The sequence below is a fragment of the Thermostichus sp. MS-CIW-26 genome, assembly GCF_054059115.1.
In genome coordinates, this window is record NZ_JBSSBV010000015.1 from 1 (window position 1) to 19,693 (window position 19,693).

Below are 19,693 nucleotides of genomic sequence, written 5' to 3' on the forward strand. Positions count from 1 at the left end.
GTGGAGGTAGCGCCTGCGGTGCGTGGCTGATGGCCTGACCTGACGCTTCAACAGCATTGGTGGATCCCCCGGCTTGGTCTGGGGGATTTTTTTGTTCTCTTTGCTGGGGTGATCTTTCCCAGAGCTTTTCTAGAGTTAAATTGGGGCCATTGCCTCTGTGACTTAGGGATATGGCAATCATTTCTTCTCGGGATACAGGCCAGAACGCTGAGGGCCCCAAGCGGCGGCAGCAAAAGTCTTCAGCCTGGAGAAAAGAAGGCAGAGAGTTGAGCTTTGCTGGGGAAAGGGGAGCGGATCCCTCTGCCCTGTTGCAGCCGCAAGCCCACCCTGGCGAAGCCCAGGAAGAATCCCTGCGCCCGCGCACCCTGGCGGAATATATTGGCCAGACGGAACTTAAAGAAGTGCTCTCCATTGCCATTGCGGCGGCCCGCGCTCGCCAAGAGCCTCTGGATCACCTGCTGTTCTACGGCCCGCCTGGTCTAGGCAAAACCACGGTGGCAGCAGTGCTGGCGGCAGAAATGGGATCCCAGTTCTACATGACCACCGCGCCGGCTTTGGAGAGCCCCCGCGACATTGCCGGGTATTTGGTGCGCTTGAAGCGGGGGGATGTGTTGTTTATTGACGAGATCCACCGCCTGCCCAAGGTTACAGAAGAATTGCTCTATCCGGCGATGGAGGATTTTCGTCTTGATATCACCATTGGCAAAGGTCGCTCTGCTCGCATCACCTCTCTGCCCTTGGAACGCTTTACCCTCATCGGGGCCACAACCCGCATTGGCGCCCTCACTTCTCCGCTGCGGGATCGCTTTGGCCACGTGCAACGGCTGCACTTTTACGAGCCTCACGAGCTGGTGCAGATCGTGCTGCGCACGGCTCGCCTCTTAAATGTCTCCACCGATCCAGAAGGGGCTGCAGAGATCGCCCGCCGTTCTCGGGGCACGCCCCGCATTGCCAACCGCCTGTTCAAGCGGGTGCGAGATTACGCCCAGGTGCGAGGGGATGGCCACATTAGCCAAGAAGTGGCAGCAGCCGCTCTGGAGCTGTTCCAGGTGGATCCCATGGGTTTGGATTGGATCGATCGCAAGCTGCTGACGGTGCTGGTGGAGCAGTTCGGTGGAGGGCCAGTGGGCTTGGAGACGATGGCCGCGGTGACGGGTGAGGATCCCCAAACCATTGAAGAAGTGTATGAGCCTTATCTGCTGCAGATCGGCTACCTGCAGCGCACGCCCCGGGGTCGAGTGGTTACCCCTGCTGCGCTACGGCATCTGGGCTATGAAGCCCAGTCTCCTCTGCCTTTGTGGAGCTAATTTGTCTTTTCCCTCTCCCACAAAAGGAGAGAAGGGGTTGAGAGCTCCATATCTAGCTGCGGTCATTGCCCACAGGGCTGAAGCTGGGCACCACCAGCTCGCGGTTTTGCTTGGTGAGACGACCGTACAGCTCCTGGGTGTTGGGGAAGTTGGCCGCCGGCAAGGTGGGGAAGCGGCGATAGGGCACCGTGTCCTCGCCGAAGAGATCCCGATACTCCTGGGTGTTCAGCAGGGCGCGCACAAAGGCTTTCACCCCCTGGGTGGCCAAGATCTGGTTGTACTTGCGGATCTCCTGCTGGTTGAGAGGCGCACGGCCCAGGAAGTGCTTGGTGCCCAGCTCGATCACCTTGGTGTTGGGATAGGGGGCATAGAACTCGGAGCGGTACAGCTCGGAACACCCCAGGGCCTCGATGAACTCCTTGACGGTGATCTCGCCGTTGCGCAGCTTGGACTCGGCAGAGCTGAGCTCGGCGCTGATGTTGTAGATGTCCATATCCCGCTCGAAGACCTGCCGGTAGGCGGCGCGGATGAGGTTGTTGACTTCCGCTTTGTTGGCCAGGCTGGTGAGCTTGAAGACAGGGATCTCTTGGCGTACCTTGGGCACCCCCTGCTGGGCCCGCCGCTGGATTTCCAGCTCGCCGGAAGGCATATCCCGAGGCTGGCCCAACTTGACAAAGAGAGGGATGTCGTCGTCGGTGCGAATGGGCTTGGTTGCAACAGCCATGTCGCTGGATCCCGACCGCATCCGCCGCAACGCCAGACCGCCGGGGGTGAGGTAGCGCTCATAGGGCACGATATCTTCCCCGAAGACCTGCTGGTACTCCTCGCTGTCGAGGATGGCGTCCACGACGGCGTAGAACCCTTGCTTGGAGGCGATGTCAAATAGGCGGTTCATCTCCTGGCGCCCGTAGGTGGGTCGGCCCAGCAGCTTGCGGTGGATAAACTCGATGGCTTTGCAGACATACAAGCTGGACCAGTACTTGTTGCGGAAGAGATCCGACTTGGCCAGTTGGCGAATAAACTCTTTGACAGGAATTTCCCCCGACTCCAGCTTGATCTCCCAACGGGTTAGCCGTTGGCCTTCGTAGGGCATGTAACCGTACACCTGCTGGTAGCAGGCGCGGATCACCGCTTGCGTCGAGACTTCGCTGCCAACAATCCCCGCCCGCACCCCTAGCCGCCGGCTGCGATCGCCGGGAGTTTGGGTGAGCTTGAAGACTTTGGGGCCAAGGCTACCGGGATCCCCCACTGCCTTGGGATTGGTGCGGGCGTTGGTGAGGGCAAAGCCGCGCCGGATGAGGATGCGCTTGACATCCTTGTTGAAGGGGGCGGGGCGGGCGCTGAGGGAACGGGTTTCCTTGGGGAAGATAGCCCCAAATTGGATCTCCAGCGGGTCGTTGCCGGAGCCATAGGCATGCTGATCCGGCAGAGGCCGGTTGTAGCGGGCAAAGAGGGTAATGAACTGGGGCACCTTGCGGCGGGGGGCAGCGTAGGTGTAGAGGTCGAACTTGGCTCCCCAGTTGGCGCTGGTTTGGGCTTCTATCCCCAGCTTGCGCAGGTAGGGCACCGTCTCCTCGCCGAAGTAGTCCCCGTACTCGCGGCTATCCACCAGCGCGTCCACCAGGCCAGCCAGGCCCTTGCTGGAGATGATGGAGAAGTAGGTCTGCACTTCCTCGCGGGTTTCGGGAGCCCGCCCCAGGAAGTGGCGGAAGGCCAGCTCCACGACGCGGCTGTTAATGTAAGGCTCGTAGAACTGCTTGCGATACAGCTCCGATTTGCCCAGGCGGCGAATGAACTCCTTCATGGAGATCTCGCCGTTTTTCACCTTCGACTCCAGGTCGGAAAGCTTGAGGCCGTAGGCGCGGCGGATATCCCGCTCAAACACCTGTCGATAGGCGGCCTTGATGACTTCTTCTTTCTCGGCGTTGGACAGCCCCGGCTTCATGGCAGAAACGGGAACTTTTTCGGCAGCCAAGTTGTAAACCTGGGGTAGCTGCAGCCCCTGCAGGGGCAGGCCGTCGGCGGTGCTGGCATTGCGCTGCCGCAGCTTGTCAGAAGGGGCGGGGGCGATGAACTCGCTCAGCAAGACATCGAAATATTGGTTGATGATGGCAACTGCTTCGGCATCTTTGCGGAAGTAGCCAGCCGCTGCCCGCTTCATCTCTTGAATGGCGACAATGGTGGCCTCGGCGGAGCAGGCATTTTCGATGATCTCCCGCAGGCCGCGGGTGTTGACGGCGATGATACTGGGATCCCCGGCCACCAGGGCGTAGGTAACGTAGCGCAAAAACCAGCTCAGATCCCGCAGCGATTTGCGCATGTTGGCAGCTCCGTAGCGGGAGATGTTGATGGGGCGGAAATTGGGGGGAATCTCCACACCGCTGGCGCTAAAGATGTTGCGGATGGCCTCAATGAATCCGCCGGTGGATTCCACGTAGAAGGCAGTACCCAGCTTGAAGGCTTCTTTCTCGTCTTGGGTCGCTTCTGGCCGCTCCAGATAGGCCATGGGCGAGCCCCCTGTGAAGATGCGGTTGGCTGCCCGGCTGACGATGATTTCCGAATTGGCCGCAATGACCTCGGCAATCTCTAGCCGTTTCAGGCCGCTGGAGAAAAAGTCCTCGAGGCGATCCAGCTCGGTGCGTCCCAGATAGCGATCCTGCTGTTCCGCCTGGGAGATGGTCGATACAGGCACGGTTTGGTAGAGACGGGGGTTGGAAACGACTGTGCCAGCGGATACGTTGATACCCATCGATCTTTTAAACTCCGTTTTGATCGAAAAAACTGCCGACAAAGGCCGAGGACAGTGCCATCGAAGGGGGTGAAGAGGCTGACCCACGACTGGAGGAGCATCCCTCTCTGAGCTGAGAAGGATCGATGCCCGATCCCTGAGGGGGAAGCCAAGCCTAGAATACTAGGGGCACGGGCCCAGAGTGGGGAGGTTGTTGCAGTTTGTAACACTGTTTCTCATCCACAAAGACATGGCTCTCAACCCAGCTCTACCCTCCCATCTGTTGTCTTCCGCTTTTCTCCTTGAGGATTGGGAGCAGGGACATTACGAACGCGTTACCCAGGTTTTACAGCAACAGCTCGAGCAGGGATCCCCCTCTCCAGAGCTGTATTGGGAGCTGGGAGCCGCCTATCTCCTGCTGGGTCGGGAACTGGAGGCGCAGCTGGTGTGGCAAGAGGGCTTGGCGATGCTGCAAGGGGGGGGGGTGGCCGAATCCGAGGCCGTCTACCACCTGCTGAGGAGCTTGCAGGCTTTGGCGGAAAGCCTGTGGGAGAAGGGCCATTGGCCGCAGGCAGCAGCTCTGTATCGGCAGCTTCTGGAGTTGGGGGATGGACAGCTGGAGCTGTCTTCTGGCCAGGCTTTGGCTGCTCACCGCATTGGCCTGACCCAAGAGCGGAGCCGGCTGTGGGCTGCGGCAGCGGAGTGGTTTGAGCGGGCTTGCCAGCAGGATCCGGCGGCAGCAGAGAGTTTTTGGCGCTGGGGCTTGGCCCTGATGAAGCTGGGCCGTTTGCGAGAGGCGATTTCCCCTCTGCAGGAGGCTGCGCGGCTGCGCCCTGAGTGGGGGGATCCCTGGGTACAGATGGGCCTGGCGTGGCTGGATCTGCAGGATCCAGTTCAGGCTGTGGGGTGTTTCCAGGCGGCTGAGGCGCGGGGCACCAGGACGGCGCAACTCTACAGCTACTGGGCGGAAGCGGAAGTGCGGCTGGATCACCCTGAGGCGGCTTGGGAGAAGGTTTGCCGAGCGGTGGCAGCGGAACGGAATTGGGTGCAGGCGTGGTGCGAGGGCAGCGGCGGAGAAAGCCCTCTGCGATCTGGACTGGAGCAGGCATGCAGAGGGGAGGGCCCCGATTGCCTGCTGTACTCGGCTTGGCGGCAGCGTTGGGCTCCAGAAGGCGTTGCCCTTCAAGCGGACTCCTTTTCCCAGAGCACTCCCCCTACAACTGACTTCTGGCCGGTGCCAACCCAAGGCTACCTCACCACCCGACAGTGGCATCAGGCCACGGGCGAAGGGGACTACCAACTGCTGGATCCAGGGGGGGTTCTCTGTCTGAAAGCGCCCCCTGCGGCTGATCCCGCCATTTTGCAAAAGCTGCGCCCGCAGCGCATCCCCTTGGCAGAGACCTTTGTCGCCCAGATCCCCCGAGGATCCGTCCACGTGGGCCACTATCCCCGCCACCTCTACGCCAGCTTTGCCAGCGGGGTGCTCACCCGCCGGGGAGAATTGCTCGCCGATCTATCCCTGAGCTTGCCGCCGCCGGAGTTCCTCGACTGGGACTACAGGCCAGATCACCTGCGACACCACCCCCTGCTGGGCTTGCCCCATCTCCCCCCACCGATCCCACTGGATGGCCCCGTTGCCCTTTTGCCCTTGGGGGCAGTTAATTACTTTCACTGGATGGTGGATATTCTGCCGGCCCTCGATATCCTGCAGCGGTCGGGCGCCCTGGAAAAGGACATCCCCATCTTGATCCACGGGTATCAAAGAAAGCCCTTTCAGGTGCAGAGCTTGGCTGCTTTGGGGATCCCAGCCGAGCGCATCCTCAGCTTTGAGCAGTTGGGGGGATCCCATCTGCAAGCCCAGAACCTGATCGTGCCCTCAGCAGGCGCTCCGGTGGGGTGCTTGACGCCCAGGGGATTGGAGGTGCTGCGGCAACTGGCCCAGCCGAGTTTCTCCATCGACCCCCTGCAGCCGCGGCGGATTTACATCAGCCGTCGCTCTGCCCGCTGGCGGCGGGTGATCAACGAAGCGGAGGTGCTGGCCTGCTTGCGCCCCTGGGGATTTGTACCGGTGCAGATGGAAACCCTCTCTCTTCCCGAGCAAATAGCCCTGATGCAGGGGGCAGAGGCGGTGATCGGGATCCACGGGGCGGGCCTGACCAACCTCGCCTTTTGTCCACCCGGCACCACCGTCATCGAGATCTTGCCCAGCAATGCAGTGCTCCCCTATTTTTGGATCATTGCCCAGGTGGCAGGGTTAAGGTATTTCCCCTTGGTGGCGCCTGTTTGCGATCCGGCTTTGGTGGCTCTTCTTTCCAGCCCCGATTTGGATCGAGAAGATGCCTGGGTTCGGATCCCGGACTTGCTGAATGTGCTGGAACAGACAGGGATCAAGGGATGATGGGATCGGAGGGACTCGAACCCTCACGTTCTTGAGGAACAACGGATTTTAAGTCCGTAGCGTCTACCATTCCGCCACGATCCCAATCTGTCGGCAATAGCCGTACTACTCTACCAAACTGCTTGCCTTGGGGGGGCAAGTCTTTAAGTTGGTTCACCCAGCCCTGCAGTGGAGGGTATGAAGTAGGGGATTGCTGCCCCTGCTGATGGGATCCCTGCTGTGCCCGCTGGCTTGAAGCTCCTACAACTTCTCTTTCAAAAAAACGTTGGCCACCCAGATCCCCACCACCGCCAAGGCGGCCATCCCATAAAAGGTATAGCTATAGCTGCCCAGCCTATCGCGAATTTGCCCCGCGATCATCGTTCCCACCAAGGCCCCAACTCCATAGGCGGTAAACACAATGCCGTAGTTCTGGGCGTAGCGTTCGGGATCAAACAAGCGCAGGGTCAGGGCGGGAGCCATGGCCAGCCACCCCCCCAGGCAAAACCAAAGCAAGGAAAAAGTTACCCAGTAGGCCAGAAGGGATCCCTGAGGAGGCAGGAGCATTAGCCCACAGGCCAGCAGGATGAGCCCGTAGGAGCCCGTAGTGACCTGATGGGGATGTAATCGATCGGCCAACCAGCCAAACAGAGGACGGCTGAGCCCGTTGAAAATGGCGAAGAGAGCATGACTCTAGTCAATAATAAGCTCAACTATACTGAAAATAATGTATAATATGTTCAGTACGGATTACTACCAGTTGATCTTTCTGTTTACTTTCGAGTCTGCCAACATGGTAGCCAAAGCAAAGCAGAAAATTGGTAGTAAGACGACACGGAAACTGCGCTTTGGGTATTCTACTCAAAGCTTTGCGGGATACCGCCATTCTGGTTGGAAACAAACAGAATGCTATCGCTGCATAGTTGAACAGTGATGTTCAGCAGTGTTCAGCGTAAATGTATCAGCCACGCTGTTGGCAGCCGCAGGGGGATCCAGGCCGATCAGCTCTTCCCCCACAGGACCAGAAATCCCAATGGCGCTTAAACCAACCAGGGTGCCGATGGCATAGCAGATCCACAGGCCATAGAAGGAGGGGTTTCTCAGCAGAGGGAGAGAGCGCCGAGAAGTCAACGGAGAGCGATCTGGGCCATTCGTGGATTTTCTTGGAAAAGATGGGGAAGGGATCCAATCGGGAGGAGGAAATCTCAGTTGGGTTGCGATCCCCAAGATCACCGCTGCAAAGAGGATCCCCAAAATCAGCAGCGTAGGCCGAGCCCCCAGTGCCTCGATCAAGCAGTTGGCCAGGGGAGCGGTAAGCAGGGGGGATAGGCCAAAGCCGATAATGGTGGACCCCACCGCCAATCCCTTGCGATCCGGGAACCAACGGGCTGCCACGGCCATCGGCACCCCATAGGCAACCCCTACTCCGCTACCGGCAATCACCCCATAGCAGAGGGTGATCCACCCAATAGAAGGGGCAAAGCTGGCCAGCCCATAGCCCAAACCCACCAAGCTGCCCCCCAGAGCCAGTACTCGGCGGGATCCCCAGCGGGGGATGACAAACCCTGTGATGGGCATGAGGGTAGCGTAAAACACGAGGGCAACGGTGTAGGGCAGCAGGCTCTCACTGGCCCCAATCCCCAGCTCTGTTTCCAGAGGCTTGCGGAAAATGCTCCAGGAATAGACGGTTCCCAAGCAAAGAAGAACCAGGAGCCCCAGGAGGATGAAAAGCCATCTCCCCATATGGGCCGGTTGTCCATACAAAGTAACGGGGAATCCAACCCTTTTCATGGGTATCTAGAGCTTGTTGGAGCTGAGTTCAACCCATTCTCTCAGCCCTTTCGGGGATAGGCCAACAGAATTTTTAGCCAACCGTTGGCTAGAGGCGTTTGGCCTCTACCGTCTTGGGCAGAGACAAAGGCTCCGGCAGCTCCGGGATGGACAATTCCCAACCGTTGCTCAAGGTGAAAATGGTTTCCCCGGCCTCTGAACGGGTGGCCACAACCGACTCTTCCAGATCTTTTTTGGGAACGTAGACCATCAAATGCCCGTAGGCACTTTCGTGCAGGATGACTTTCATAGCCCTTTCTCCACAAGTTCCAGCTCTTGGGCACGGCACCCCACCACCAAGCCTTTGGCCAAGCAGTGGACGGCATAGACGTAAAACCGTTGTAGAAAGGTGCCAATGGAAATCACGTAACCTTCGTCGCCGGGAACGGCTAAGATTTTCCCCACCGGCTGGCCGAAAAAGGTGCCATCGTTGCGGATGACCTTACGGATGCGGACTTTGTCGCCCAGCTCAAATTGGGGAGGGCGATCCAGCTCCAGTTCGTCGCTCATGGGGTACCTCCTGTGATTTCTGCCAGCACCTGACAAAGCTCTTGGCGGGTTAGGCTGCGGCCTACTTGGCGCGCCCGTCGAGACACGGCTGCCAAAATGGCCTGAGATTTGGAAGTTTCCTTTCCGGACAAGCGGTTAGACAACATCGGGATGGCTCTCCTCTGGGATGGGTTCTGGAGTGTGTTGCGCCCATTGCGTCAGCGTTGCGCGGCAATAACGGGCCAGTTCCGCCGGCGGGATCGGATGTTTGCAGTGGGTGACGTGCTGCCGCACCTGTTCCAGGAGCTTTTCCAGTTGGCCAGGTGGGATCTGCTCGACAGGGATCCCGTGTTCCTTGAGGATTTGCAGCAGCAAATGCCGGCCGGAGTGTTTGCCCAACACCAGCCGCCGCTGGCCGCCCACGGCTTCTGGTGGGAAAGGCTCATAGGTCTGGGGATCCCGCAGCACTCCCGCCGCATGAATGCCCGACTCGTGGGCAAAGGCGTTGTCACCGACGATGGCCTTCCAGGGAGGTAGGGGAGCACCGCTGGCCCGCGCCACCTGTTGAGACAGCTCCCGCAAACGGCGGGTATCCACCCCAACATCGATCCCCAAGGTGCAGCGCAGAGCCATCACCACCTCTTCCAGGGGGGCGTTGCCGGCTCGTTCCCCCAGGCCGTTGACGGTGGTGTTCACCGACTGAGCGCCGGCGCGGATCCCGGCTAAGGCATTGGCAGTGGCCATGCCCAGGTCGTCGTGGGTGTGCATCTCCACAGGGATATCGATGGCCCGCACCAGACGGCGAATCTGCTTGTAGGTGCTAAAGGGATCCAAAATGCCCACCGTATCGCAGTAGCGGAAGCGCCGACAGCCCCAGCTTTGGGCCATTTGGGCCAACTCGATCACCTGCTCCAGGGGGGTGCGGCTGGCATCTTCTGCCCCCACCGAGACCCACAGCCCTTGCTCCAAGGCCATCTCCACGCATTGGCGCAACTGTCGCAGCAGCCGAGGGCGATCCCCTTGGAACTTGGCAGCGATTTGCCGATCCGAGACCGGCACGGAGATGTGGATCCGCTTGAGGCCGCAACGAATAGAGGCGAGGATATCGCTGGGCACAGCCCGGTTCCACCCCAGCAGGTGGGCCCGCAGACCCAGGCTGAGCATGGCGCGAATGGCTTCCGTTTCCACGGCGCCCATGGCCGGGATCCCCACCTCAATTTCGGGTACGCCAATGGCATCCAAGAGGGCGGCAATGGAGATCTTCTCGGGGATTTGGAAGGCTACCCCTGCTGCTTGCTCCCCATCGCGCAGGGTGGTGTCGTTGATGGTAACAGAGGAATTCATGGGATCCATCCTCCAAGACCTACGGCCCGCCTAGGCAATCGGTAACCGTCGATGGTGCTCCGCACCGCTAGCGGGACCCCGGTTGCGTCAGGGCAATCATGTCCAGGGTAGAAAGCTCAACCAAGTTGCCGCAGAATTCATCAGATTCCTGTAAGGCTTGGCTGTTCCTCTTAGCGGGGTGGAGTCTTTGGAGCAGGGGATCCTTGACAAAGTCCGACAAAGTCCGGCCTTTGGGATCCCGCTGCTCTGGCCATCAACGAATTAAGTCGAAGGAGATGTCGGTTTTGCCGGGGATGATGCTGCGCCGATCTGCCTCATCCAGAATGGTGTTGACAATCCAGTTAAGGAGGTTGAGCGCCCCCACATAGCCATAGGTGGGGTAGCGGTGCAGGTGGTGGCGGTCGAAGATGGGGTAGCCGATGCGCACCAAAGGTGTGCCCGTATCCCGCCACAGGTATTTGCCGTAGGAATTGCCGATCAGCAGATCCACCGGCTCGGTGAACATCAGAGAGCGCAGATGCCAGAGATCCTTGCCCCCCCAGACGGTTGCCCCCTGCCCATAGGGGCTAGAGGCCAGCAGCGTCCGCGCCTCGGTCTCAAACTCCTCGTTGCTGTTGGTCACCACCACATGGATCGGCTCCGCTCCCAGCTCCAGCAACAGGCTGAGCAAGCCCATCACCAGATCCGGATCCCCATACAGGGCTACCCGCTTGCCGTGGATCCACGCTTGGGAGTCCGTGAAAGCATCCACCGCCCGGCCCCGTTCGATCTCCAGCTCGGCGGGAATGGGCTTGCCCGTTAACTGGGATAGCTGCATCAAAAACTCATCCGTGCCCCGAATACCCACTGGCCGCGCCGTCAGGGTGGGCCGACCCGAGGCCTCTGCTAGAAACTCCAGGGTCTTGGGCGTGGTGTAGCGCTGGAAGGAAAAAGTAGCCTCGGCGTTGAGGCATTGGGCAGCCGCCTCCAAAGGGGTTCCTCCGGGATACATGTGGAAAGTGCCGTCGTTGGGCGAATCCAAATAGTCGGAGTTGTCCGCCAGCAAAGTCAGCGGGATCCCAAATAAGCCGAAGATGCGCTTGATCTCCCGCAAGTTGCCCACGTAGGTATCGAAGCCAGGGATGACGTTGATGTGGCCATTGCTGCCTGTGCGGCCCACCGGCTCGGTGAGGGTGCTGAGAATGGCCTTGAGCATGTTGTCATAGCCGGTGATGTGGGATCCCACAAAGCTTGGCGTGTGGGCATAGGGCACCGGGAAGTTGTGGGGAATAACTCCCTCATTTCTGGCCGTGGTGATGAAGGCTCCCAGGTCATCCCCGATCACCTCCGCCATGCAGGTGGTGCACACGGCGATCATCTTGGGCTTGTAGAGGGCGTAGGCATTTTCCAGTCCCTCGATTAGGTTTTTGAGGCCGCCAAACACCGCCGCATCTTCCGTCATCGAGGTGGAGACCGCCGAAAAGGGCTCCTTAAAGTGGCGGGTGAGATGGGTGCGAAAATAGGCCACACACCCCTGGGATCCATGGACGAAGGGCAGAGTTCCCTCAAAGCCGACAGCGGCGAAGATGGCCCCTAAGGGCTGGCAAGCCTTGGCAGGGTTTATCGTCAAAGCTTCCCGCTGAAAGTTTTTCTCCCGGTATTCCCAAGATTTTGTCCATTCGGCCACCCGGGCCACTTCTTCCGGGGAAGGGAGATCTTCAAAGGTTTGCTTGCACTGCAGAAGCGCCTGATATTCCGGATCTTGAAACAGGCGGGCGTGATCTTTGATGTCTTGGATATCTTGCGGCATGGTCGGTCTCCTAATGAGGGGCAGGGGAAGGAAGGGCCGTTCGCGTTTGGGATCCCGGCGGCAAGCTAAGACTTCCAGGGGGCTTTGACCAGATCCCAGGTGGGGCTATTCAAGGCCAGATCCATATCGCGGGCGAACACGGCAAAGCCGTCGTAGCCGTGGTAGGGGCCGGAGTAGTCCCAAGAGTGCATCTGGCGGAAGGGCAAAGCCATCTTTTGAAAGACGTACTTCTCCTTGATGCCGGAGGCGATGAGATCTGGCTTCAACCTCTTGGCAAATTCTTCAAACTCGTAGCCGGACACGTCATCGTAGATGAGGGTGCCGTCGTCGATGTACTGGGTGGTGCGCTTGTAGTCGTCGCCGTGGCCGAATTCGTAGCCGGTGGCAATCACCTCCATGCCCAGCTCCCGGAAGGCCGGGATGACGTGGCGGGGTCGCAGTCCGCCCACCATCAGCATCACCCGCTTGCCCTCCAGGCGGGGACGATACTTGGCAATGACAGCCTCGCTCTGGGGCTGGTACTTGGCGATCACCTGCTCCGCCTTGGCCTGAATGGTCTCGTCGAACCGCTGGGCGATGGCCCGCAGCGACTTGGCAATTTGGGTAGGGCCAAAGAAATTGAACTCCAGCCAGGGGATCCCGTAGGTTTCCTCCATGTGGCGGCAGATGTAGTTCATGGATCGGTAGCAGTGGATGAGATTCAGCTTTACCCGGGGGGCAAGCAACATCTCGTTCCAGGTGCCATCGCCGGAGAACTGGGTCACTACCCGCAGGCCCATCTCCTCCAGCAAAATCCGGGAAGACCAAGCGTCGCCGCCGATGTTGTAGTCCCCAATCAGGGCCACATCATAAGGGCCGGGCTCAAAGTTGAGGGATCCCTCCTTGGCTTTCTTGTCAGCAATGGGCAAAACCCAGTCCCGCACCGTATCGTTGGCGATGTGGTGGCCCAGGGACTGGGAGACCCCCCGAAAGCCTTCGCAGCGCACCGGTACCACCGGCTTGCCAATTTCTTTGGAAACTCTCTTGGCCACTGCCTCGATGTCATCCCCGATCAAGCCGACGGGGCATTCGGACTGGATGGTAATGCCTTTGGCCAAGGGGAAGAGTTCGCTGGCTTCCACCAAGAGTTTGGCCAGTTTTTTGTCCCCCCCGAACACCACATCTCGCTCCTGGAAATCGGAGGTGAACTGCATGGTGCCGAAGGTGTTCACCCCGGTGATTCCCACGTAGTAATTGCGCCTTCCCGACCAGGAGTAGTAGCCGCAGCCCACGGGGCCATGGCTGAGGTGGATCATGTCTTTGACCGGCCCCCACACCACCCCCTTGGAACCGGCATAGGCACAGCCGCGAGTGGTCATGACGCCGGGGATCGACTTGATGTTGGACTTTACTCCGCAATCCGTTTTGCCCTTGTCGTAGACGTTGAGGTGTTTGGCTCGCTTTTGCTTGGCCTTTTCCGGATAGGTTTCCAGAACTTCTGCAATAACTTTTCGGTTTTCCTCTTTGAGGGCGCTTTTTGGAGTAGTCATGGGAAGAGCCTCATCTACTGGATTTTTTTGAGAAAGAAACTAGGGGGAACCGAGGGCCGAGGGAGGAAGGGATCCACCCCCAGCCCATCTTTAAGTTCACACTGGGGCCAACTCTTTTTCGGTTTTGCCGATGAGGTGGGCGATTTTCTGGTCGTCGTCCAAAACGCCGAACTCTATCAACAACTGTTCCAGCTCATCCATAGAGATGGGGGTGGGGATCCTCAGATCCGTGTTGTTGATGATTTTTTTGGCTAGGGCGCGGTACTCGTCAGCTTGGTTGCAGTCGGGGGAGTACTCGATCACCGTCATGCGGCGCAATTCTGCGTGCTGAACCACATTGTCGCGGGGGATGAAATGCAGCATTTTGGTGTTCAGCTTTTCGGCCAGAGCCTCGATCAGCTCGATCTCGCGATCCACTTTGCGGCTGTTGCAGATCAAGCCACCCAAGCGCACGCCGCCAGAGTAGGCGTATTTCAGCACGCCGCGGGCGATGTTGTTGGCCGCATACATGGCCATCATTTCGCCGGAGCAAACAATGTAGATCTCTTGGGCCTTGCCCTCCCGGATGGGCATGGCAAAACCGCCGCAGACCACGTCCCCCAGCACGTCGTAGCAGACAAAGTCCAGATCCTCGTAGGCACCGTTTTCTTCCAAGAAATTGATGGCGGTGATGATGCCTCGTCCGGCACAGCCAACGCCAGGCTCGGGGCCACCAGACTCCACACAGCGCACCCCTCGGTAGCCGGTGAGCACCACTTCTTCCAGCTCCACGTCTTCTACGGATCCCCGCTCAGCAGCCAGGTGAAGGACGGTGGTTTGGGCTTTGCAGTGCAACATGAGGCGGGTGGAATCGGCTTTCGGGTCGCAGCCGACGATCATGATCCGCTGTCCCAATTCGGCCATACCGGCAACGGTATTCTGACAGGTGGTGGATTTGCCGATACCGCCTTTGCCGTAGAATGCAATTTGTCTCATGGTTCAGTTCTCCTAATGAAGACTTGAGGAAAAACTTGAGGGCGACTTAAGGGTTAGAAATCTCTTGCCAATGGGCGCAACTGGTCGCATTAGCGAGACGGGATCCTTACTGCAAAGGATTTCAGCTCGCGGGAAGGCAGCCTTGGATCCCTTGGAATCCAAAAGCAAACCGGTCGAGCGGTGGGGCTCTCCCGAATCGAGGCAGGAGATGGGGGAAGCGACGGGGAGTAACAGTGGGGCAGATCATAGGGCTCTCAGGCTTATCGAGAATGGGGAACTAGAGGGCATGCACGGTTAACGTGGGCCACACCTGTTCTTGCAGGCGGGTTTCGATGAGCAACCGCAGCGTGTTTTGCTGGCTGGGGCAGGCGGCGCAGGATCCCTTGAGGCGCACCCACACCTGATCCCCTTCCAGGTCGTACAGCTCCACATCGCCGCCATCGGCCAACAGCAGCGGGCGAACTTCCTCCTCCAGGACGGCCTGAATGCGGGCGATCTTTTGCAAGGTGGTGAGGGGAGAGGGAGCAGCGGGAGAGGGCTCTGTCTGGTTTTGGGAGTTCCCTTTTGAATTTCTTGAATCTTCTGAAGGGGTTGCGTCAGTCTCGGCCAGAACGGCGGCGATCAGGTCTTCAATCTGGGCCAGGCAGGAACCACAGCCACCACCCGCTTTGCTGTAGGCTGTTACTTCCTCAGCGGAGGTGAGGTGGTTTTCCCGGATCAAGCGGCGGATCTTTTGCTCGCTGACGCCAAAGCAGGAGCAGACCAAAGCGCTGTCATCATCCGTGTGGTCAGGCAGAGGAAGGCCGCGATAGCTGTAGATGGCTGCCTCCAGAGCCTCTTGCCCCATCACCGAGCAGTGCATCTTGGCGGGGGGCAAGCCGCCCAGGTAATCGGCGATCTGGCGGTTGTCGATCTGCAGGGCTTCATCCAGGGTGAGGCCGGTGATCAGCTCCGTCAGAGCCGAGGAAGAGGCGATGGCGCTGGTGCAGCCGAAGGTTTGGAAGCTGGCAGCTAAAATCCGCTCGCTAGCCTCGTCCACCTTTAAGTAGAGCCGCAGGGCATCGCCACAGGTGATGCTGCCCACTTCTCCAACCACCACCCGAACACCAGGCTCGGAGCTGGGATCCATTGGCCCTTGGTTTTTGGGGTGGTAGAAGAGTTCCAAAACTTTTTCGCTGTAGTCCCACATGGCTGGATCCTGAGTTGAGGATGCTAACGGTCGAGGGAAGATGAGTTTGAGGGGGGTCAGCGGCGAGCCAGTTCCCGCTCCTGCTGTTGCAGCCAGTCTTCCGCCTCGTGGCTGAAGGGGGAGATGGCCCGCAAATGCTCGATGATCCCCGGCAAAACCTCCAGCACCCGCTCCACCTCTGCCGGCTGGGTAAAGCGGGAGAGGCTGAAGCGGATCGAGCCGTGCAAAACGGTGTAGGGCAGGCGCATGGCCCGCAGCACATGGGAGGGTTCCAGGGATCCGGAAGTGCAGGCGGAGCCGGAGGAGGCGCAGATGCCGTATTTGTTCAGCCAGAAGAGGATCGCTTCCCCTTCCACGAACTTGAAGCCCAAGTTGGTGGTGTTGGGCAGCCGCTGAGTGGGGTGGCCGTTAACCTGGACATCCGGGATCCGCTGCAGCAAGCCCTGCTCCAGGCGATCCCGCAGCAGCCGCTCATGGGGATCCCCCAGGTGGGCTTGGGCCAGCTCCGCTGCCTTGCCCAGGGCGATGATGCCCGGCACATTTTCCGTCCCGGCGCGGCGGCCTCGCTCCTGATGCCCTCCCAGCAGCAACGGACGGAAGCGCAAGCCCCGCCGCACATAGAGAGCGCCGATCCCCTTGGGGGCATGCAGCTTGTGCCCGGAAAGGGTGAGGAGATCCACCGGCAGGCGCTGCAGATCGAGGGGGATCTTGCCCACCGCCTGTACTGCGTCCACATGGACAACAGCCCCATAGCTGCGAGCCAGGGATCCCACCGCCTCGATGGGGAAGAGCACGCCCGTCTCGTTGTTGGCGGCCATGCAGCTCACCAGGGCAGTATCGCCGGTCAGGGCTGCTTCCAACTCCAGCAAGTCCAGGCAGCCTTGCTCATCCACCGAGAGGTAGGTGACGCGGTAGCCTTGTTTTTCCAGGTGCTTGCAGACGTTGAGCACCGAGGCGTGCTCTACCTGCGTGGTGATGATGTGGCGCTTCTGGGGTTGGGCTGCCAAGGCTGCATAAATGGCCGTGGTGTTGCCTTCGGTGCCGCCACTGGTGAAGACGATCTCCGTCGGGTCGGCTCCCAGAAGGGCTGCCACCTGTTCGCGGGCTTGGTTAAGGGCACGCCCCACCTGGCCGCCAAAACTGTGCATCGAGGAGGGGTTGCCGTAGAAGGTCTGCAAATAGGGCAGCATCGCCTCCAGAACCAGGGGATCCACGGCGGTGGTGGCGTTGTTGTCCAGGTAGATCACGGGGTTCATACAGGCTCCGAATCGATACAAGGTAGGGGTTGGGCAACGTTAAACGGCTTGCGGAGCGTGGGAATGGCACTGCTTTGGGCAAATGCGGGCGCAAGCCTGACAGCCGATGCAGAGGGCGGCATTGAGGATGGTCATCACTTTGCGCTCACTTTCTTCTTCCTCTTCGTTTTCGACAAACTCGCCGTCTTCGTTGAGGGCTCTGAGGGCGAACACACCCCGGCCACAGACTTTGAGGCAACGGCTACAGCCGAGGCAGCGGGTGATATCCAGGCTTTCGATAAACTGTGGGATCCAGGGCAGTCCGCCTTTGGTGAGAGCAGTTACAGTAGCCATGGCCGCGTCTCCAAAAGATGAGGTCTCAAGATCGGGAAGATTTGCTGTCCAGGGCCTGGTTGACCAACCAGGTGCGGTAAAACTTGAGGGCCACCGTTTCGATGAGGTCGTAGTCTTCCACCACTTCGATGCCGGCCTCGCGAATACGCTTCATGGGGCAATCGCCAATCTTGGAGACCAATACAGCTCGGCAATCCCGGATGAGATCCAGAATTTGCTCTAGGTTGTTGTCCTCGCCGGATCCCCCGTGGCAGTACTGCGGGATCTTGCGGTGGCCGACAAACTGCGCCCCACGGGCGTTGACCTCGTAGATCAAAAACTCCCGCGCATGGCCGAAGTGGCGATTGACCAAGCCACCGCCTTTGCTGGCCACGGCCACCAGGATGGAGGGGCTGTCGGGAGGCAGGTCTGCTGTCCAGTGGGTCGGGGCTGCCTGCTGCTGAGCTTGCAGTTGGGCAATGCTTGCCTGGACCTGGCGGCGTTTTTCGGGGTCGTACTCGGGGGTCATCTGCATAAAGCGCTCCTTGGTGAACTCTTGGCTGCGGTCTTCCCCCAGAAGGCCCACCGCGTCCGCCCGACACTGGCGACAGTGGCGCATCATCCGCATGTTGCCGGAGCACCGATCTTGCAGGGCTTTCAACTCCTGAGGGGTGGGGCCCCGCTGGCCGATAAGGCCGAAGTAGGTGCCGTGTTCAGGCGCCGAGATCAGGGGCATGATGTTGTGCAAGAAAGCCCCTTTCTCCTGGATCACCCGGTTCACTTCCAAGAGGTGGGTGTCGTTGATGCCGGGAATGAGAACGGAGTTGACTTTGCAGAGGATGTCTGCCTCCCGCAGCAGATCCAGGCTTTCCATCTGCCGTTCGTGCAGGATGCGGGCTGCCTCCACCCCTCGAATGCGCTTGCGCCGCCAGCGGATCCAGGGGTAGATCTTGGCTCCGATCTCTGGATCCACCATGTTGATGGTCAGGGTGACGTGGTCGATGTTCAGCCGTTTGATCTCGTCGATGTAGTCCGGCAACATCAGGCCGTTGGTGGAAAGGCAAAGCTTGAGATCCGGAGCTTTCTCGGCGATGCGGGCAAAGGTTTCGAAGGTTTGCTTGGGGTTGGCCAAGGGATCCCCAGGCCCAGCAATGCCCACCACCGTCAGTTGCGGGATCTTGCCGGCAATCACCAGCACTTTGTGGGCGGCTTCCGCCGGGGTCAGCAGCTCGCTGACCACACCGGGCCGGCTCTCGTTGGCACAGTCGAACTTGCGGTTGCAGTAGTTGCACTGGATGTTGCAGGCGGGGGCTACCGCCACGTGCATGCGGGCGTAGTGATGGTGAGCTGCTTCGCTGTAGCAGGGATGGGTGGCGATGCGTTGCTGCAGATGAGGGGGGAGAGCCTGGCGGGGGCTGCTGCTGCAAGCGCAGGCCGATGGGGAAGGGGATCCCTGGCGGGGCGGAGTTGAAAGGGGCGGCATAGTGGGGTCAACCAGGGGATAGAACGTTACTGGCGGTTATATCAACCGCCCTCTGCCCGCTCCGTTGCACTCAGCCCGGTAGAACTGATCGAGTTTATTGGCTTTGTACTCAAGACCTGCAAAGCCTGATGGCAGGCCAAATCCAACTTTTTTTAGGGGTCAAGGGTCTGGTTTTTCAAGGCCGGGGATGCCGTATTTTGACCCAAAGGGGCGGGGGATCCGGCTGTGGGGAGGATCCCCGGAATCCCTGATTCGACAAGGGCTTGGGGCAATGCTTAGGAAATACTAAAAATCTGCTCAGATGCACTCAAGCGCCGCAGCCTCGGCTGCGTTTTGCATCAATTGCTACGATTTAATATCGTATCAGCCCAAAAGTGTATTGAAAATAGCCGTTTGAGTTTGAGGAAAGATCCCCCTGGGGCAAAGTCCTCGCCAAGGAAGTGAAGACTACTGCGGCGGCAGGCCGTCGGACTTTCTTGTTGTGACAGGGGGGATGTACTCGCTCAAATACCCATACCCTTCCCCAAAAATACCGGATCCCTGCGGGCAAAAGACTCAACCCCCTGCCCTCAGAAAAACTTTTTTTGCCCTCTGGGCCAAGCTTCCAGGGCTTGAGTACATCAGCAATAACTCAATCAATCCTGATCGCCCGCTGCCAAGCCTGAGCCCCTGCAGCCGCTTGCTATAAGCGGGGGATATAAGCGGGGGAACAGAACCCCAACGGTTCTGCCCTCTGCTGAGACTCGCCCCCTGCTTCCCAACCGGTGAGCTTATGTCCCCCCTTGTTTCTCCCCCACCGAAAACGGCTGAAGTGCTGCAGGTGCCCCGTTGCGATCGCTGGCGGATTCTCTACCGTCTGCAGGAGCTGGATTTGACCTGTGGCTGTACCCCGACCGGCCAACTGTGGGTGATGATTCGCACCCCCACCGAAGCCCTCCTCGTCCACAGTGTGCTCCGCCTTTTCACCCTCAACCGCTCTGGCTGGCTGAGTTGGTTGGATCGCTGCTGGTCTCTCCAGACCTGGGATCCCCCTGAGAGATCTGCAGGAGGGGATGACCACCCCTGAACCTCTGCCGTTTGCCTTC

14 protein-coding genes, 1 tRNA gene and 3 pseudogenes are annotated in these 19,693 nt (G+C 59.5%); 4 read left to right on the plus strand and 14 right to left on the minus strand.

Features of this window, described 5'->3' with window-relative positions:
• Nucleotides 1–170: 170 nt before the first annotated feature.
• Complete coding sequence (ruvB, locus tag ACVWZU_RS06765) at nucleotides 171–1,307, plus strand: Holliday junction branch migration DNA helicase RuvB (protein WP_457388670.1); 1,137 nt, start codon at nucleotides 171–173, stop codon at nucleotides 1,305–1,307.
• 52 nt (nucleotides 1,308–1,359) lie between these two features.
• On the opposite strand, the gene ACVWZU_RS06770 is transcribed toward ruvB, so the two are convergent.
• The gene (locus ACVWZU_RS06770) at nucleotides 1,360–4,056 is read right to left on the minus strand and encodes a phycobilisome rod-core linker polypeptide (protein WP_457444038.1); all 2,697 of its coding nucleotides are present in this window, start codon (nucleotides 4,054–4,056) and stop codon (nucleotides 1,360–1,362) included.
• Between the two features lie 193 nt (nucleotides 4,057–4,249).
• On the opposite strand from ACVWZU_RS06770, the gene ACVWZU_RS06775 reads away from it, so the two are divergent.
• Entirely contained in the window at nucleotides 4,250–6,433 is a 2,184-nt protein-coding gene (locus tag ACVWZU_RS06775) for a glycosyltransferase 61 family protein (protein WP_457444040.1), read from the plus strand.
• Here the strand turns inward: ACVWZU_RS06775 and ACVWZU_RS06780 are convergent.
• Nucleotides 6,434–6,517, minus strand: a tRNA-Leu gene (locus ACVWZU_RS06780).
• Between the two features lie 156 nt (nucleotides 6,518–6,673).
• A pseudogene (locus ACVWZU_RS06785) lies at nucleotides 6,674–7,105 on the minus strand (MFS transporter); the annotation flags it as partial.
• 46 nt (nucleotides 7,106–7,151) lie between these two features.
• Here ACVWZU_RS06785 and ACVWZU_RS06790 point away from each other — a divergent pair.
• Nucleotides 7,152–7,335 (plus strand): annotated as a pseudogene (locus tag ACVWZU_RS06790) (hypothetical protein); the annotation flags it as partial.
• 40 nt (nucleotides 7,336–7,375) lie between these two features.
• Here ACVWZU_RS06790 and ACVWZU_RS06795 read toward each other — a convergent pair.
• From ACVWZU_RS06795 to nifB, 11 genes and pseudogenes are all read right to left on the minus strand, one after another.
• Nucleotides 7,376–8,203 (minus strand): annotated as a pseudogene (locus tag ACVWZU_RS06795) (MFS transporter); the annotation flags it as partial.
• Nucleotides 8,204–8,291: 88 nt separating this feature from the next.
• Nucleotides 8,292–8,492, minus strand: a complete 201-nt coding sequence (gene nifT, locus ACVWZU_RS06800; RefSeq protein WP_011430645.1) for a putative nitrogen fixation protein NifT — start codon at nucleotides 8,490–8,492, stop codon at nucleotides 8,292–8,294.
• On the minus strand, nucleotides 8,489–8,752 hold the full coding sequence (locus tag ACVWZU_RS06805) for a nitrogen fixation protein NifZ (RefSeq protein ID WP_011430646.1): 264 nt from the start codon (nucleotides 8,750–8,752) through the stop codon (nucleotides 8,489–8,491). The genes nifT and ACVWZU_RS06805 overlap by 4 nt, the downstream gene beginning before the upstream one ends.
• 135 nt (nucleotides 8,753–8,887) lie before the next feature.
• Nucleotides 8,888–10,075: a homocitrate synthase gene (nifV, locus tag ACVWZU_RS06810; protein ID WP_457444042.1), complete on the minus strand. Its 1,188-nt coding sequence runs from the start codon at nucleotides 10,073–10,075 to the stop codon at nucleotides 8,888–8,890.
• Nucleotides 10,076–10,328: 253 nt separating this feature from the next.
• Nucleotides 10,329–11,864, minus strand: a complete 1,536-nt coding sequence (gene nifK, locus ACVWZU_RS06815; RefSeq protein WP_457403731.1) for a nitrogenase molybdenum-iron protein subunit beta — start codon at nucleotides 11,862–11,864, stop codon at nucleotides 10,329–10,331.
• Between the two features lie 65 nt (nucleotides 11,865–11,929).
• On the minus strand, nucleotides 11,930–13,393 hold the full coding sequence (gene nifD, locus ACVWZU_RS06820; RefSeq protein ID WP_457444044.1) for a nitrogenase molybdenum-iron protein alpha chain: 1,464 nt from the start codon (nucleotides 13,391–13,393) through the stop codon (nucleotides 11,930–11,932).
• 96 nt (nucleotides 13,394–13,489) lie between these two features.
• On the minus strand, nucleotides 13,490–14,368 hold the full coding sequence (gene nifH / locus ACVWZU_RS06825; protein WP_011430651.1) for a nitrogenase iron protein: 879 nt from the start codon (nucleotides 14,366–14,368) through the stop codon (nucleotides 13,490–13,492).
• Between the two features lie 277 nt (nucleotides 14,369–14,645).
• Nucleotides 14,646–15,557 carry a Fe-S cluster assembly protein NifU gene (gene nifU, locus ACVWZU_RS06830; protein ID WP_457444046.1) on the minus strand — a complete coding sequence of 304 codons (912 nt, stop codon included), beginning with the start codon at nucleotides 15,555–15,557 and terminating at the stop codon, nucleotides 14,646–14,648.
• A gap of 56 nt (nucleotides 15,558–15,613) precedes the next feature.
• Nucleotides 15,614–16,813, minus strand: a complete 1,200-nt coding sequence (gene nifS, locus ACVWZU_RS06835) for a cysteine desulfurase NifS (protein ID WP_041438416.1) — start codon at nucleotides 16,811–16,813, stop codon at nucleotides 15,614–15,616.
• Between the two features lie 39 nt (nucleotides 16,814–16,852).
• The gene (gene fdxB / locus ACVWZU_RS06840) at nucleotides 16,853–17,146 is read right to left on the minus strand and encodes a ferredoxin III, nif-specific (RefSeq protein WP_414412564.1); all 294 of its coding nucleotides are present in this window, start codon (nucleotides 17,144–17,146) and stop codon (nucleotides 16,853–16,855) included.
• A 25-nt stretch (nucleotides 17,147–17,171) separates the two neighbouring features.
• Complete coding sequence (gene nifB / locus ACVWZU_RS06845) at nucleotides 17,172–18,608, minus strand: nitrogenase cofactor biosynthesis protein NifB (protein ID WP_414332068.1); 1,437 nt, start codon at nucleotides 18,606–18,608, stop codon at nucleotides 17,172–17,174.
• Between the two features lie 772 nt (nucleotides 18,609–19,380).
• Between nifB and ACVWZU_RS06850 the strand changes: the two genes are divergently transcribed.
• Nucleotides 19,381–19,674 carry an Asr1405/Asl0597 family protein gene (locus ACVWZU_RS06850; protein WP_099813101.1) on the plus strand — a complete coding sequence of 98 codons (294 nt, stop codon included), beginning with the start codon at nucleotides 19,381–19,383 and terminating at the stop codon, nucleotides 19,672–19,674.
• Nucleotides 19,675–19,693: the final 19 nt, after the last annotated feature.